The sequence below is a fragment of the Tissierella pigra genome, from assembly GCF_018917845.1.
In the GTDB taxonomy this organism is placed as follows: Bacteria; Bacillota; Clostridia; order Tissierellales; family Tissierellaceae; genus Tissierella; species Tissierella pigra.
Genome location: NZ_JAHLPJ010000001.1, coordinates 1,718,167 through 1,734,903, shown reverse-complemented (window position 1 = coordinate 1,734,903; position 16,737 = coordinate 1,718,167). Strand labels below are relative to the sequence as shown.

17 protein-coding genes are annotated in these 16,737 nt (G+C 29.9%); all 17 read right to left on the bottom strand.

Annotation, left to right across the window (positions count from 1 at the left end; all coding sequences use genetic code 11):
* Window positions 1–8: 8 nt before the first annotated feature.
* The 17 genes from KQI41_RS08450 to KQI41_RS08370 all read right to left on the bottom strand — a co-directional run bounded on the left by KQI41_RS08450 (window position 9) and on the right by KQI41_RS08370 (window position 16,719).
* Window positions 9–2,171, bottom strand: a complete 2,163-nt coding sequence (locus tag KQI41_RS08450; RefSeq protein WP_154441044.1) for a RelA/SpoT family protein — start codon at window positions 2,169–2,171, stop codon at window positions 9–11.
* A 121-nt stretch (window positions 2,172–2,292) separates the two neighbouring features.
* Window positions 2,293–4,062, bottom strand: a complete 1,770-nt coding sequence (gene recJ, locus KQI41_RS08445; RefSeq protein WP_154441046.1) for a single-stranded-DNA-specific exonuclease RecJ — start codon at window positions 4,060–4,062, stop codon at window positions 2,293–2,295.
* Window positions 4,063–4,210: 148 nt separating this feature from the next.
* The gene (secF, locus tag KQI41_RS08440; protein ID WP_154441048.1) at window positions 4,211–5,077 is read right to left on the bottom strand and encodes a protein translocase subunit SecF; all 867 of its coding nucleotides are present in this window, start codon (window positions 5,075–5,077) and stop codon (window positions 4,211–4,213) included.
* Complete coding sequence (gene secD, locus KQI41_RS08435) at window positions 5,074–6,375, bottom strand: protein translocase subunit SecD (protein WP_154441050.1); 1,302 nt, start codon at window positions 6,373–6,375, stop codon at window positions 5,074–5,076. The genes secF and secD overlap by 4 nt, the downstream gene beginning before the upstream one ends.
* Window positions 6,376–6,385: 10 nt before the next feature.
* A complete protein-coding gene (scfB, locus tag KQI41_RS08430) occupies window positions 6,386–7,747 on the bottom strand; it encodes a thioether cross-link-forming SCIFF peptide maturase (RefSeq protein ID WP_154441052.1) in 1,362 nt (453 codons plus the stop codon).
* Between the two features lie 67 nt (window positions 7,748–7,814).
* The gene (gene scfA, locus KQI41_RS08425) at window positions 7,815–7,955 is read right to left on the bottom strand and encodes a six-cysteine ranthipeptide SCIFF (protein ID WP_154441054.1); all 141 of its coding nucleotides are present in this window, start codon (window positions 7,953–7,955) and stop codon (window positions 7,815–7,817) included.
* Window positions 7,956–8,031: 76 nt separating this feature from the next.
* Window positions 8,032–8,409, bottom strand: coding sequence for a TIGR04086 family membrane protein (locus tag KQI41_RS08420; protein ID WP_154441056.1), 378 nt, complete (start codon window positions 8,407–8,409; stop codon window positions 8,032–8,034).
* A gap of 93 nt (window positions 8,410–8,502) precedes the next feature.
* Window positions 8,503–8,820, bottom strand: coding sequence for a preprotein translocase subunit YajC (gene yajC, locus KQI41_RS08415; protein ID WP_154441058.1), 318 nt, complete (start codon window positions 8,818–8,820; stop codon window positions 8,503–8,505).
* Between the two features lie 55 nt (window positions 8,821–8,875).
* On the bottom strand, window positions 8,876–10,000 hold the full coding sequence (gene tgt / locus KQI41_RS08410) for a tRNA guanosine(34) transglycosylase Tgt (protein ID WP_216585137.1): 1,125 nt from the start codon (window positions 9,998–10,000) through the stop codon (window positions 8,876–8,878).
* Between the two features lie 13 nt (window positions 10,001–10,013).
* The gene (gene queA, locus KQI41_RS08405; protein WP_154441062.1) at window positions 10,014–11,039 is read right to left on the bottom strand and encodes a tRNA preQ1(34) S-adenosylmethionine ribosyltransferase-isomerase QueA; all 1,026 of its coding nucleotides are present in this window, start codon (window positions 11,037–11,039) and stop codon (window positions 10,014–10,016) included.
* A 35-nt stretch (window positions 11,040–11,074) separates the two neighbouring features.
* Window positions 11,075–12,454: a SpoIID/LytB domain-containing protein gene (locus KQI41_RS08400; RefSeq protein ID WP_154441064.1), complete on the bottom strand. Its 1,380-nt coding sequence runs from the start codon at window positions 12,452–12,454 to the stop codon at window positions 11,075–11,077.
* Between the two features lie 27 nt (window positions 12,455–12,481).
* Window positions 12,482–13,492, bottom strand: coding sequence for a Holliday junction branch migration DNA helicase RuvB (gene ruvB / locus KQI41_RS08395; RefSeq protein ID WP_216585136.1), 1,011 nt, complete (start codon window positions 13,490–13,492; stop codon window positions 12,482–12,484).
* A gap of 13 nt (window positions 13,493–13,505) precedes the next feature.
* Window positions 13,506–14,096 (bottom strand): Holliday junction branch migration protein RuvA, encoded by a 591-nt coding sequence (gene ruvA, locus KQI41_RS08390; protein WP_154441066.1) that lies wholly within the window; start codon window positions 14,094–14,096, stop codon window positions 13,506–13,508.
* A 21-nt stretch (window positions 14,097–14,117) separates the two neighbouring features.
* Entirely contained in the window at window positions 14,118–14,612 is a 495-nt protein-coding gene (gene ruvC, locus KQI41_RS08385; RefSeq protein ID WP_154441068.1) for a crossover junction endodeoxyribonuclease RuvC, read from the bottom strand.
* 188 nt (window positions 14,613–14,800) lie between these two features.
* Window positions 14,801–15,265, bottom strand: coding sequence for an IS200/IS605 family transposase (gene tnpA / locus KQI41_RS08380; RefSeq protein WP_154438790.1), 465 nt, complete (start codon window positions 15,263–15,265; stop codon window positions 14,801–14,803).
* Between the two features lie 162 nt (window positions 15,266–15,427).
* Window positions 15,428–16,018, bottom strand: coding sequence for a BofC C-terminal domain-containing protein (locus KQI41_RS08375; RefSeq protein WP_154441070.1), 591 nt, complete (start codon window positions 16,016–16,018; stop codon window positions 15,428–15,430).
* A gap of 68 nt (window positions 16,019–16,086) precedes the next feature.
* The gene (locus KQI41_RS08370) at window positions 16,087–16,719 is read right to left on the bottom strand and encodes a CBS domain-containing protein (protein ID WP_154441072.1); all 633 of its coding nucleotides are present in this window, start codon (window positions 16,717–16,719) and stop codon (window positions 16,087–16,089) included.
* Between the last annotated feature and the right edge of the window lie 18 nt (window positions 16,720–16,737).

Here is a 16,737-nt window from a genome sequence, read left to right as displayed (position 1 = left end):
CCCTCTTTCTAAGCTGTAACTCTATATACATCTATTATATTTCTTATTTTCTTTATCTTTTTCATTAAATCCTTTAGTTCCTCAATATTTCTAATTTCGAGAGTCAGATTTATAAATACTATTTTATCCTTTGATGTTCTAGCGTTTAAAGATAAAACTCCCAAATCAGAATCCGTTATTTTCTGAGTAACTTCAGCTAAAAGCCCTGCCCTATCTGATGCTTTTATCTGAATTTCAGCTGGATAAGATGCTTTCTTTTGGAAGTTCCACTCAACCTCAATAAACCTTTCAGTCTCATCTGATGTTGTTATATTGGGGCAATCGGTTCTATGAACAGAAACACCTCTACCTCTAGTTATATATCCTACTACTTCATCTCCTGGCACTGGATTACAGCATTTAGAAAATCTTACTTTAATATTATCTAATCCTTTTACTTTAATACCTTGAGTATGTTTTTGAGCATTACTTTGAGTAGGCTGCTGTATCTTACTTTCTACAAATGCTTTCTCATCTTCTACTTTATAGTATTCATTATATTGGATTTTAAGCTTTGAAATAACCTGATTTAAAGTTATACTACCATATCCAACAGCAGCGTATAAATCATCTATTGAGTTTATACTTACCTTAGATGCAATATTTTTTATCCATTCATCTTTTAGTATTTCTGATGATTTATAACCTAATCTTTTAACCTCTTTTTCTAAAGCTTCTTTTCCTCTTATTATATTAAAGTCTTTTTCTTTAGCTTTAAACCATTGCCTAATTTTAGTTTTTGCTTGGGTACTTTTTACTATCTTAATCCAATCTCTACTAGGCCCATTACTATTAGGCGATGTAATAACTTCTACTATATTTCCATTTTTCAATTTATAATTTAAAGGAACAATCCTTCCATCTACTTTTGCTCCTACACATTTATTACCTACTTCAGTGTGAACTCTATAGGCAAAATCTATAGGAGTAGAGCCGTCTGGAAGGTTTATTACATCTCCTTTCGGAGTAAATATAAAAACCTCATCTGTAAAGAAATCGATTTTCAATGTTTCCATAAAATCTGTAGGATCATTTAAATCAGATTGCCACTCCATTAATTGTCTTAGCCATGTTAGTTTATCATCAAAGCTATCTGATTTATTTATTCCTTCTTTATATTTCCAGTGAGCAGCTATACCATATTCTGCTGTTCTGTGCATTTCCCAAGTACGAATTTGCACTTCAAATATTTCTCCCTTTAGACCAATTACTGTAGTATGAATTGATTGATACATATTTGGCTTAGGCATGGCAATATAGTCTTTAAATCTTCCTGGAAGCGGTTTCCATAGACTGTGTACTATACCTAAAACTTCATAACAATCTTTCATATCATCTACTATGATTCTTATGGCTGTTAAATCGAATATCTGCTCAAAAGCTTTACCTTGATGAACCATTTTTTTATATATACTATAAAAGTTCTTTGGTCTTCCGCTAATATCATATCTTATTTTAACTTCATCTAATTTTTTACTTAGGGTTTCTACAATTATTTTTACATAGGCTTCTCTTTCTTGTCTTCGCTTTGAAACTCTGTCAACTAAATCATAATAATTTTCAGGGTCCAGATATCTAAGTGATAAATCCTCTAATTCCCATTTTATCTTTGAAATTCCTAATCTATGAGCCAATGGTGCATAGATTTCCAATGTTTCTAAAGCTTTTTCTTTTCTTTTCTCATCTCTCATATATTCTAAGGTTCTCATATTGTGAAGTCTATCTGCTAATTTAACTATAATAACTCGAATGTCCTTTGCCATGGCTAAAACCATTTTTCTCAAATTTTCAGCCTGACTCTCTTGCTTAGTCTTATAATTAAGTTTTTTTAGCTTTGTAACACCTTCTACTAAGTCAGCTATTTCTATACCAAATTCTTCAGCTACAACTTCATATGACCTATCAGTATCCTCTATAACGTCATGAAGCAGACCTGCTATTATTGTATCTGTATCCATATTTAAATCTGCCAGTATTACTGCCACATTGAAAGGATGTATAAAAAAGTTCTCACCTGAATTTCTTACCTGCCCTTCATGGGCAGATTGTGCAAAGTTATAAGCCTTAACTATAAGGCTTAAATCAGCCTGTGGATTATACTGTTCAATTTTTAAGAGTAAGTTTTCTAACATTAGATTCACCTTCTTTACGTAAAATGAATTTTTACAACAATATTAAAGTTTAATTACTTATAATTACCCAGTTTTTAGGGATTATATTTGTTTTAATCATTATTTTAATATAAATAAATTATTAACTAATCCTATAGCTTTGAATTGTGATCTGTATATTGGTCTTTCCATTATATTCATTAATTGAAGGATAGTATAATATATCTATATTTATATTATTATCTATACCCTTGTATATATTTTCAAGTTGAGTTCTTCCATATCTAGTAACTATTAAATCTTCAAAATCATCTATATCTCCAAAATAAATGGCTTCTACAACAGACTTATTTTTGTTTTCTAGTATTAGTTTTAAGACATTCTTATTGACACCTAATCTAAATCCCCGATTTATTTTCAAATCCTTTTCACCAAATATAGGTTTATTATTGCCCTTTCCAAAGGGTTCTAAAAGCTTCAGTTCATTAATTAATGCAAAATTAATATATTCTAGGGGAAGGTGCATATCGATATATACCTTAGGTATCAAATCTTCCTCTGTTAATTTTATATTATGATTTAATTTCTCCCTAAGAATATGAATGTTTTCATACTCTAAAGATAGACCTGCTGCCATAGGATGTCCACCAAATCTCGATAATAGTTCTTTACATTCTGATAGTTCTTCAAACATATTATATCCTTCTATGGACCTTCCAGAGCCTTTTACTCCTTCTTTTCCATTGGTTAAAACTATTGTAGGCCTATTATATCTATCTTTAATCCTTCCTGCAATTATACCTGCTATGCTTTCATGGACTTTTGGTTCATAAATAACTAAAACCTTATTATCCTTTAAGTTAGAGTATTCAATTGTATTAACGATTCTTTCTACACCTTCTATGGTCATTTGCTTTCTTTCTTCATTTATTTCTCGAAGTTCCTTAGCCAATGTATGTGCAAGTTCTTCCTCTTCACATAAAAGTAATTCTAAAGATTTTAGCGCTGAATCTAATCTACCAGAGGCATTAATGCTAGGGCCAATTATAAATCCTATATGATAGATTCCAATTTCTTTATTTTCTATTCCTGATTCTTTTATTAAAGCTTTTAAACCAATATTTTTAGTCTCATTTATAAGTTCTAAACCTTTTTTGGCTATAATTCTGTTTTCATCAACTAAATCAACTACATCACAAACTGTTGCAATTGCAGTATATTCCAGTAAGTCATAAGTAGATTCCAAAGGGATATTGAATAAAAGATATAACTCTTGGATTAGTTTAAGCACAACTGCAGCACCGCAAAGCTTTTCAAAAGCATAATCACAATCTGGTTGCTTTGGATTTATTACTGCATCAGCCTCTAAGGTTAAATATACTTTTTCTCCTGACTCATCTATTATAAATGGTAAATCATGATGATCTGTAACTATTACAGTTAAACTCAATTCTTTAGCTAACTTTATCTGCTCTATAGCCGCTATGCCATTGTCACAGGTTATTATTGTATCTATACCTTGTTTCTTTGCTTCTCTTACAATTTCATTATTTATACCATAACCATCATCGATTCTATTTGGAATAACGTAGTCCACATTTCCGCCAAATTGTTTTATTACAGTATATAATAAATAAATAGAAATTACTCCATCTACATCATAATCTCCTACTATTCGGATGGCATCTTTATTTATTATTTTCTCTTTAATGATATTTGCACCCTTAGATAAATCCTTCATTGTCTTAGGGTTATGTAACTTATCTAAATTTGAGTATATAAAGCTATCAATTAGTCTATGGTCATTTACATCCCTATTAATTAATAATTTAGCCAAAAACTCAGATATTTTAAAATGAGCCGCTATTTTCTTATAGTCAGCTGACTTATTTCGTATAAACCATTTTTCCAACTATTTCACTCCAATAAATAAATTTAAAATATTTTTAATTATTATATAAATTCTATCATTTTATCTATGTTAATTCTAGTTATTATTATCTATTTCTTCATTTTTCGATAAAATATAACTTAACTATCTATTATAAAATAAAAACTGCTTATTTAGCAGTTTTTATTTTTCTATTTTTAAGTTTATACCAAATAGGAGATGCAATAAATATGGAGGAGTAAGTTCCTGTTATAATACCTACTATTAAAGGTAAAGCTAATACTTTTATATCCTCAACTCCTATTATATATAATACAATAACAGCTATTAAGGTAGTAAGGGAAGTGTTAATTGTTCTTGTTAAAGATTTCTTTACACTATTATTTACTAGATTCTCTATAGATTCCTTTGGATAAAGTTTTGATTCTTCTCTTATTCTATCAAATATTACGATGGTATCATTAATAGAATATCCTAGAATTGTTAAAATTGCTGCTATAAATGAGCTATTCACTGGTATTCTAAATATAGAATAAACAGCAATCATAATTAACACATCATGTAATAAAGCAATAATTGCTGCTAATCCAAAATCAAATTCAAATCTCCATGATATATACATTAACATAAGTACAGTGGCTATTAATATAGATAATAAAGCTTTATTCCTTATTTCCTTCCCCATAAAAGGTCCGAATTTTTCTGATTGGAAGTCTTTGTTATTTATATCGTATTTTTCTGCAAGATTATTAACTATATCTGTTACAGTATTGTTCGAAAAGTCCAATGTACTTTTTATTATCAGTTGACTTTTGTTCTCTCCACCATGCAGAATACTTGCACTTTTATCATATTCATCTGTGATTTCTCTTACTTCATCTACTGGTATAAATTTTCCTGTGTTTATTTCTATTAATGTTCCACCTGTAAAATCTATTCCATAGTTAAAGCCTTTAACAAAGAACATAATAAGTCCTACAGCTATTATAACAATTGAACATACTGTAAAAATCTTTCTGTTTTTTATAATATTCATCTTTTCACCTCGCTATTAGCTCCATAAAGCTTAGTGTTCTTTCCACCTGTAACAGATACCATTAACTTTAGTAAATATTTAGAAATAATAACTGCTGTTAACATAGAAGCTATTATACCTATTATTAAAGTTACTCCAAAGCCCTTAATAGGTCCTATACCAAAATAGTATAATACTACTCCAGCTATTAATGTCGTTATATTTGAATCCATTACAGATGTAAGGGCTCTTCTAAATCCTGCATCTACAGCTGTTCTTAAAGTTTTCCCTACCTTTATCTCTTCTTTTATTCTTTCAAATATAATAACATTTGCATCTACTGCCATACCAATTGATAAAATTAAACCTGCTATTCCAGGAAGAGTTAATTTTACTTCCAGTGCTGACATAGTAAATACTGTTATTAATGTATATATAATTAGTCCAATGGAAGCTATCAAACCAGGTATCCTATATATAATTACCATAAATACCATAATTATAATAAGTGCAATACCTACTGCCTTTAAACTCTTTTCGTAAGCTTCTAGTCCCAAAGTTGGTCCTATAATAGATGTTTGCAACTCTTTCATCTCTACTGGCAATGCACCAGCTCTTATTAAAGCAGCTAGCTCACTAGCTTCCTCCAAAGTAAAACTACCTGTTATAACAGCTTTTCCATCTGTAATAGCTGTTCCCCCTTCTTCAGCACTTTGTACTGCTGGGTATGATATTATTTGGTCATCTAATACTATATAAATAATTCTATCTTCTATATTCTTTTCTAACGTAAGTCTTCCCGTAGCCTCAGCAAAATTCTTAGTACCTTCTTTATCTAATTCTAGACTTACAACAATCTCCTGTTGTCCTAACTGATTCTCATGATATTGCACCTCTGAGCCTACTACATTTTTACCTGTTAAAACTATATTTTTATTTGGATCAATAAATTGTAATTGTGCTGTTTTTCCAATTAATTCAATAGCTTTTTGCGGGTCATCTATACCTGCTAATTCTACCCTTATTCTATTGCTACCTTCAATTGTAATATTAGGTTCTGATACTCCTAAGCTATTTACTCTTTCATCGATAATTACCTTAGTTTGCTCCATGATTTTTTGGAGTTCTATTCCCTTTGCATTGGTTTGAGCTTCTAAAACTACATAAACTCCTCCTGCTAAATCCAATCCAAGATCTATGGCATCTTTAATTTTGGGTATTTCATATTTTCCAATTTTAATACCATTTAGGGATATAAATATACTTCCTATTACTATTGAAAATATAAGTACCAATAGTATAGTATTTTTAGATTTCATATTTTTCCTCCTAATTATCTAAATTTGCCAATATAGAAATAGCACACTCTATTCTTTTCTTCTCCATTTCACATCCTAAACTATAACTTTTTTTCAAATCATTATGTGCATGATATGAGTTGGCATGACATCCACCACTACAATAAAATCTAGCCCAACATTTTCTACACTCTTCTTTACTATATACATTTGCATTTTTAAATTTATCTCTTAAATCAGTATTCTTTACTCCTTCAAAAACATCACCGATTTTAAAATCCTCTTCGCCTACAAACTGATGACAAGGATATAAATCCCCTTCTGGAGTAACAGCCATATACTCAGAACCTGCACCACAACCTACAGCTCTTTTAATAATACAAGGCCCTTGATTTAAATCTATCATGAAATGAAAGAAATAAAAATCTTTATCATTTCTTTTTATATTAATATATTCCTTAGAGAATTCTTCATATTCCTTTAAAACAGACTCTAAGTGTTCTTCTCTTAAAGCATAATCCATTTCCTCTGGTGTTACAACAGGTTCTATTGATATTTTTTTAAATCCATTATTATAAAAATCTAAAGCATCCTTGGAAAAGTCAGTATTGTTGCTAGTAAAAGTTCCTCTAATATAATAATCCTTGTCTCCTCTTTTTTCCACCATTTTTTTAAACTTTGGAAGAATAATATCGTAGCTTCCCTCACCACTAATTGTTTTCCTCATATTATCATTGACATCTTTTCTTCCATCTAAACTAAGAACTACATTATCCATATTTTCATTGATAAAGTCAATTTTATCATCATCTAACAATATTCCATTAGTTGTAATTGTAAATCTAAAATTTTTGTTATATTCCTTCTCTAAACTTCTGCCATAATCTACTAAATCCTTAACTAATTCAAAATTCATAAGTGGTTCTCCTCCAAAGAAATCCACTTCTAAATTTCTTCTTGAACCTGAATTCTTAGCAAGATACTCTAATGCCTTTTTTCCTACTTCTAAAGACATCATGGATCTTTCACCTTTAAAGTTTCCTTGTGATGCAAAGCAATAGTTACATTTTAAATTACAATCATGAGCTACATGTAGACACATTGCCTTAACAATATTTGATTCATTATATTTAAAGTTTGATATATCTACATCATCAGATAATAGTAATCCTTCTTTAACCAATTCTTCTATTTCTTCATATACATCTTCTACAGCTTTAGCACCATAAACACTTTTAAATATTTCTATTATTTCATCTTTAGATTTTTCACCATAGAAATCTAAAATTTCATATACAATTTTGTCAACTACATGGACTGCACCAGTATTTACATCTAATACTATATATTTATTATTCAAAAAAAACTTATGCATCTTGGATGCTTTACTCATTAAACTTCCTCCCAATTATTATTTTACAAAATAAAAAGTAGTGGATAAACCACCACCTTTCATTTACTTATTTATTTTCACATTTTTGGTTTCCTACAGTGCAGGATGTTTTACAAGCTGACTGACAAGATGTTTGACACTCTCCACATCCACCTTTTGCTATGGTCTTCTTTAGGTTACTGCTTGATATAGTCTTTATGTATTTCATCTTAATCCCTCCCTGTGTATTTTTCTGCTATTTATTATATCATATTACTTTTTTTATTTAAAGTTCTTTTTATTTTTTATGACAAGTTTATTCCTATAATTCCTCCTATTACTCCCATGACAGATGATAATATTATTTTAGAAGCAGAGAATATGTCGAATACCAGTGGTTTTAAAAATATCATATTTAGTGCAATTAATATAATATAATAAGATATACCTACTAACCCCCCACTAATCCAACCTTTTTCTTTTACTTTCCCTGCTGTATAAATACTGCCTATTGTTATACTTATTAACATTGTTATAGTATTTAATAAAGGCATTTTTCCTTCACTCATGTTTGAATAAGTTAACAATACTGAGAAAAACAATATTAGAATACAAGTAACAATATAAGATAGCAATAACCCCTTTAATAAGTAAATACCTTTGTCTAAATTTTTGACTTTCATATTATCCCTCCTTATCTTTAGTTTAATCTATTTTAATAAAGAGGAATTTATTACATAAAAAAAGCTTCCTTAGAAATTTAGGAAGCTTTTTTGTTACTCTTTATCTTCTTCAGTTTTTACTTCTTCATTTTTGTTATCTTTTTCATTTTTACTAACTACTGAACCAACAGACCATCTAGTCATTTCAAGTCTTGTTTTTGATGCTCCTACTTCAATAGTTATAACATCTTCTTTAGCTTTAATAATCTTACCCTGAATTCCACCAATGGTAACTACTTCATCGCCTACTTTTAAAGCATTTCGCATTTCTCTTATTTGTTGTTCTTTTTTCTTTTGTGGTCTAATCATCATAAAATACAGTAAAGCAAAAAAACCTATTGGTATTATTAACCCTTGTAATTGTTGTGGCATATAAAAAATCCCTCCCTTTCTATATCTATTATACAATAAAAAATAAATATTTCATCTATTTTTTATCATTGTAACCATATTTTTCATAAAATTCATCTCTATATTCCAATAATCTATCCTGCCTTATTGCCTCTCTTATATTTTCCATTAGCTTTATTAAAAAATATAAATTATGAATAGTAGTGAGTCTAGAGCCCAAAATCTCATCAACATTAAATAGATGGCGAATATATGCCTTAGAATAGTTTCTACAAGTATAACAATCACACTCTGAGTCTAATTTAGTAAAATCCTTTGAATACTTTGCATTTCTAATAACTACCTTTCCTTGAGAGGTCATTGCAGTACCATTTCTAGCAATTCTTGTAGGTAATACACAGTCTGCCATGTCTATTCCTCTTATTACTGACTCAAATAAGTAATCTGGACTTCCAACACCCATGTTATACCTGGGTTTATCTTTAGGTAACAATGGAGTAGTAAAGTCTAACATTTCACACATCAATTCTTTTGGCTCTCCAACACTTAAACCACCTATGGCATATCCCGGAAAATCTAACTCTACTAATTCCTTTGCACTTTGTGCCCTTAAATCCTTATACATTCCACCTTGAACTATACCAAACAGACCTTGTTTATCCCAATTTTTATGATATTCTTTACATCTTTTAGCCCATCTAGTAGTTCTTTCCATTGAATGTTTAGCGTATTCATAAGTTGCTGGATAGGGAGTACATTCGTCAAAACACATCATAATATCTGAACCCAATGAATTTTGAATTTCTATTGATTTTTCTGGACTTATGAAATGTTTTGACCCATCTATATGAGATCTAAATTCTACGCCTTCTTCTTTTATTTTTCTTAAATCTCCTAAACTAAAAACTTGAAAACCACCACTATCTGTTAAAATTGGTCCGTCCCAATTCATAAATTTATGGAGTCCTCCTGCTTCTTCTACTAATTTATGTCCTGGCCTTAGATATAAATGGTAGGTATTACTCAAAATTATTTGTGCACCTAAATCCTTTACTTCTTCTGGTGTCATAGCTTTAACAGTTGCGCGAGTTCCCACTGGCATAAATATTGGAGTTTCTATAACTCCATGGGGTGTATATAATTTTCCAAGTCTTGCTTTTGAATCCTTTGCCTCTTTTATTAGTTCAAACTTTATAGCCATTATTTTCCTCCTATTACTTTATAAACATTGCATCTCCAAAACTAAAAAATCTATATTTTTCTTCTACAGCTATTTTATACGCATTAAGAATGTTTTCTTGAGTGGCCAATGCACTAACTAACATAAGTAATGTTGATTCTGGTAAGTGAAAATTTGTAATCAACTTATCTACGATTTTAAACTTATATCCTGGATAAATAAATATATCTGTCCATCCAGATGATTCAGTGATCTTTCCATCCTCGTTACTTACAGTCTCCAATGTCCTTGTAGAAGTAGTACCTACAGATATGATTTTTCCTCCCTTAGATTTAGTATTATTAATAATTGCAGCAGATTCTTCTGATATTTGATAATACTCTGAGTGCATATGATGTTCCAAAATATTGTCTACTTTTACTGGTCTAAAAGTTCCAAGACCTACATGTAAGGTTATATAAGCAATATTGATTCCCTTATTCTTAATATCTTCTAATAGTCTATTAGTAAAGTGTAGTCCAGCTGTAGGAGCTGCCGCTGAGCCTATATTTTTTGAATATACGGTCTGATACCTTTCCCTATCTTCCAGAACCTCTGTTATATATGGAGGTAAAGGCATTTCTCCTAGTTTATCTAATATTTCTTCAAATATGCCTTTATACTCAAATTTAATCAATCTAGTCCCATCTTCCTCTATTGATAAAATTGTACCTTTTAATATACCTTCCCCAAATTCTATTGTATGCCCAGGTCTAGCTTTTTTACCTGGCTTTACCAATACTTCCCAAATATCATTTTCCATTCTTTTAAGAAGCAATATCTCTATACTTTCTTCTTTGCTTGGTCTATTACCATAGAGTCTGGCAGGTATTACTCTTGTATCATTTAAAACCAGACAATCACCTTTACTTAAATAATCAATAATATCTTTAAAATGTTTATGTTCTATATTACCAGTTTCTTTATCTAATATTAATAACTTAGACTCCTCTCTATTTTCTAAAGGGTGCTGAGCAATTAACTCCTCTGGTAAAATAAAATTAAAATCCTCTCGCTTCATTTAATCATCCTTCTTTGTTATAATTATCCTTATTTTTACCTAATATCTATTCCTGTATAATAGTATTTGAGAATTTGTTCAAAAGAATATCCTAACTCTGCCATTTTTTTTGCCCCAAACTGACTCATACCTACTCCATGTCCAAAGCCTTTTCCTTCTATTATTAGTTCTGTAGTTGATGTAGATGTTAAAGTAGATTGGTTCTCACCTATATTTTCAATTCTATCTTTACTTATTCCTCGCGTTACACTACTTCTAGTTACTGTATTTTTTTCTTTATTGTCTAGGATATAAGCATTGTTAATATCTACAGTTTTTACACTATTCATATTACCATCTATTACATAAACTTTTTTATTTCCTGCACTAGTTCTACTACTAATTCCTCCATTCACGCTGAAAGAAGAACTTTTAAATTTACTTGCACCTATTAGATTTCTAAAATCTGCACCTGATATAATCTTTTCTCCACTAGTACCAATAATTTTCATTTTGTTTACTCTTCCAGCGGAAGTTTCCTCTACTATTTCTACTCCTTGAAATTCACCTATATTTATTCCAGATGATTTTAATTTATTATTTATTTCATTAAATCCAACACTAATTGTCCAGCTACTATAAGGTGAATCCTTGGAAAAATTATCTTCTACAGATTTAAGATAAGGAAAGTCTCCACCCCAGACACTGGCACTATCTTCTGTAACTCCGCTACTGGTGGAATGGTATATAGCATCTATCACTTCTCCATTATAATAGGCTAGTATACCTCTTGTTTCATCAACTACAGAATTTGTTATCGGGTTTTCATACTCAAATCCTGAATATACATGACAATGAGTTGTATCACAAAGATTAAACCCTTCGTTTTTATGTTTATTTATATTTTTAAGAGTATAACTTCTAGCTGCTACTGCTTGAGCTTTCAATGCTTCCCTATGAAAACTAACTGGCATTTCTGCTGGAACTAATCCATATAGATAATTCTCAAGTTCTACATGATTTATAACAAGTATTTCATTATTTTTACTTATTAATTTAATATAATCCCTATAACGGTCTTTTTCAACAGTTATTATAGAATCATTCAATGTATTGGATTTAATTAAAATACTACCGTCCTTCGGTAAATCAAATATAATATTATTCCTTGAATCCATTAAATAAATATTACCGTTATCTACTGTAGCAATTATATTGGTTTCCTGTATATCCATTAATATATAATCTTTATTTAAAGCATCTATTAAGGAAAATCCTGTACTACTGCTGAAATTAATATGGTTTTTTTGATTTGAGGGTTTTGTAAGTTTAATATCTATATATTGTCCTGCTATAGAATTGGCATAAGAGTTATTAGTAGGAATTAAAATTACAGCGAACAATAAAATTAAAAAAACTGCTAATATTTTTTTCATAAGTGTGCCCCTTTCTTGTTACAATTTCTAATCTTCCTCATATGGAATATGAAAATGGTCATATGCTCTTTTAGTTACTATTCTACCTCTAGGTGTTCTATTTAAAAAACCTATTTGTAAAAGATAAGGTTCATATACATCTTCTATTGTGATTCTTTCTTCTCCTGTAGCAGCTGACAATGTATCTACTCCTACAGGACCTCCAGCAAAGTTCTCTATTAAAGTCAATATAAGCTTTCTATCTACACTGTCCAATCCTAGAGGGTCTATTTCAAGAATTTCCAGACCTTTTTTTGCTACTTCTAAAGTAATTATACCTTTTTCTACTACTTGAGCATAATCTCTTACTCTTCTTAGAAGCCTATTGGCTATTCTAGGAGTGCCCCTAGACCTTCTGGCAATTTCTAAAGCTCCTTCTGATTCAATTTCTATATTTAATATATCCGCTGACCTAATTATAATCTGTTTTAAGTTTTCTTCATCGTATAATTCTAAATTTAACATTACTCCAAATCTATCTCTAAGTGGAGAAGTTAAAAGCCCAGCCCTAGTAGTAGCACCTATAAGGGTAAATCTAGACAAATCTAGTCTTACAGATCTAGCAGAAGGTCCTTTCCCTATAATTATATCTAAAGCAAAATCTTCCATTGCAGGATATAAGATTTCTTCTACAGTCCTATTTATTCTGTGTATCTCATCAATAAACAAAACATCATCTTCTGAAAGATTAGTTAAAATACTTGCTAAATCTCCAGGTCTTTCAATTGCTGGACCTGATGTTATTTTAATATTTACTCCCATTTCATTTGCTATAATATTTGCCAATGTAGTTTTTCCTAATCCTGGTGGTCCATATAATAGTACATGATCTAGAGATTCATTCCTCCCTTTAGCTGCTTGAATAAAAATATTTAATTTTTCTTTTACTTTATCTTGTCCTATGTATTCTGCTATCCATTTAGGACGTAAACTTTGTTCACTTTCTAAGTCTTCACTTCTCAAGGCTCCAGCCACTATTCTATCATTATTATCTGACACTTATTTCACCTTCTTACTGTTTTGATAATCTTTTTAATGCTTCCCTAATTATATCTTCTATATCCATATTGGATATATCCATGGTTCTAGTGATCTTTTCTATTTCCATTCGTGTATATCCCAATGACATTAACCCATTTATGGCTTCATTATAGCCATTTAGGTTTAATTTGTTAGAATCTTCTTCCTCTATATCAAAATCTTTATCTATTCTATCCTTTAATTCCAAAATCAATCTTTCAGCAGTTTTTTTACCTATTCCCGGTGCTTTACATAATGTATCCAAGTCCTTTTTCATTATGGCAGCTTTAATCTGATTTGTTGTAAGATGTGATAGTATTCCTAGTGCTATTTTAGGACCAATCTTTGAAACCATCAGCAATAATTTAAACATATCCATTTCTTCTTGAGATATAAATCCATAAAGAAATACACCATCATCTCTTACACTAAGCTCTGTGTAAATCATTGAATTTTTCATTCCTAATTCCAGTTTAACCATTGAATTAATAGAAGTAAATATCTTATATCCAATTCCATTATTTTGTAATACTATGTAATCTTCATTTATAGCAACTATATCTCCTATAATAAATTCAAACAATATATTCACCCTTTATAAATATTATTTCATTCTAAAAGATTCTTTAAATTTCAAAGAACTACCATGACATATTGCTACTGCTAAAGCATCTGCCACGTCATCAGGTTTTGGTTTCTCTTTTAAATTTAGCAAGACTTTAACCATTTCCTGTACCTGTGCTTTTTCTGCTCTTCCATACCCTACTACTGCCTGTTTTATTTGTAATGGAGTATACTCATATATTTTTAATCCTTTATTTACTGCTGCCAGAATCTCTACCCCTCTAGCCTGTCCTACCTTTATAGCTGTTTTTACGTTTTTATTAAAAAACAATTCTTCTACAGCCAAATCTTCTGGATTATATTTGTCTATAATCTCTATTAACTTGTCATAAATTATCTTTATTCTATCTGGAAATAAAGTATCTGCATCTGTTCTTATGGCACCATAATCTATGGCATTAAACTTATTCCCATTACATTCTATAATACTATAACCTACTATGGCTATTCCAGGGTCAATTCCAAGTATTATCATTTCTAGCCACCTTTCTCCATTAATTTCAAATACTATTGTATCATATTTGCAAATCATGACCACCCGTAAAACGGGTGGTTTGCTCTAGCCCTATAAGGGCATGGTACTTGCTGTGTCTCAAGACACATTGAAAGGTCTGCCAACCGCTTTGTTTTCTCAAGCAACCCCTAAAGGGGTTTTTCTTGTATCTAGTTTTTTATTTTTTCCCCAGTGAATGGGTCTACAAACTCTTTCATGCTTAATTGGTCATATGCTATATCCTCTTGTAATTGTTTCTTTATATACTCTTCTATTACCTTTTTATTTCTACCTACTGTACTCACATAATATCCTTTACACCAGAAATGTCTATTTCCATATTTATATTTTAAATTGGCATGTCTATCAAATATCATTAAACTACTTTTTCCTTTCAAATATCCCATAAAACTTGATACACTAAGTTTTGGTGGAATAGTTACTAGCATGTGTATATGGTCTTTACATGCCTCTGCTTCTATTATTTCTACTCCTTTATATTCACATAACTGTCTTAATATCTTTCCGATATCTGTTTTTATTTTCCCATAGATTATTTGTCTTCTATACTTTGGTGCAAAAACTATGTGATATTTACAATCCCATTTGGTATGTGATAAACTATTATTATCCATTATGGATGCCTCCTTTGATTAAGTTTGGTTGGTCAGACCTAACTTTATTATATCAAAGGAGGTTTATTATTTTCTGTTCACCGCTAAAAGCTCTTTGGAACCACCCGCTTAGCGGGTGGTATTCAGAAACAAAGAAAAAACTAAGTTAGATTTCTAACTTAGTTAGCTAATGAAATTCTCTAAAACTTCAGATAGTTCGTCTTCATTATCTACAACAATTCCCTCAATTAATTTTTCTTGATCCACTTCCATCAATAAGGATATAGAATGGTCTGTTAATATATTTTCTAATACTCTTTCACCATCTTCATTTATTGTAAATATGGCTATGGAGCCGTCTTTTTCCCCTACTACATAATGATTCTCACACAAATGGTTTTTTGTAGTTCCAATGGTTACATTACTAGATGAGAATGATATAAGTTTTTTATTAGGGTAATTTTCTTCTAAATAATCTACAAATTCATTTCTAGTCATATTTACGAATTCGTCATTAGATTCATTAACCTTTGTAACCACATGATTACAAGTAGTATGATGAATTCTTTCTTCAATAAAGGTATTTGGGGAAATCCTAATATCCTCTTTTAAAATCTGCAAATCAGAATAATCCTGTATGTTTTCTTGTTCTTCTTTCATTTTACTAATTTGAGGATTTAATTTATTCCCCATTAATTGATAGCCAACAATAAAACTTATTAGAAACAAAGTTAAAGAAAAGAAAAAAACAGGTATAATTTTATCTTTTTTCATAAATATCCCTCCAGAATACTATCTAGAGGGATATTGTATCCATTTTATGAAATTTTATACATCTTATACTATTTTTCAACTTCACCAATTCTAAATCCTGCTGATTGAATCTTTTCTACTAATCTCTCTACATCTTCTGAATCTACTCTAAGAACTACTTGAATTAAATCTAATACTTCTGGGTCCATAATAGCAAAATTTATTATATTTATATTTTCTTTTCTGATTACATCTGTAAGTTTAGCTAGTTGTCCTGGTAAATCAAACATATTTATTACAATTCTAGTTCCTTTATCAATACCAAATATTTCGGAAAAGGCTTTAAAAATTGCAAAATGAGTTAATATACCTACAAATTTATTCGTAGAGTCAAAAACAGGTAAAAATGGTGTTCTAAGTTGTTTTAATAAATATGAAGCAGTTTCGATTCTTTCATCTGCTGAAATGCTTTCATAATCATTATTATATATATCTTTTACTTTAGTGTTATTTAAGTATTCATCTCTGTTGCAATTACCTGACTCTAAATAAATTCTATAGATTGCTTCTTTCATAATTATACCTTTGAACTCAGCACCATCTACTACTGGTAAAGATAAAAAATTCCCCTCATTGATTTTATTAAGAGCTTCTCCTATACTTTCAGATAAATCAACAGTGATTAACTCCTCTTTTGGTAACATATAGTTTTTAATAAACATTGTAATTCCCCCTTAATT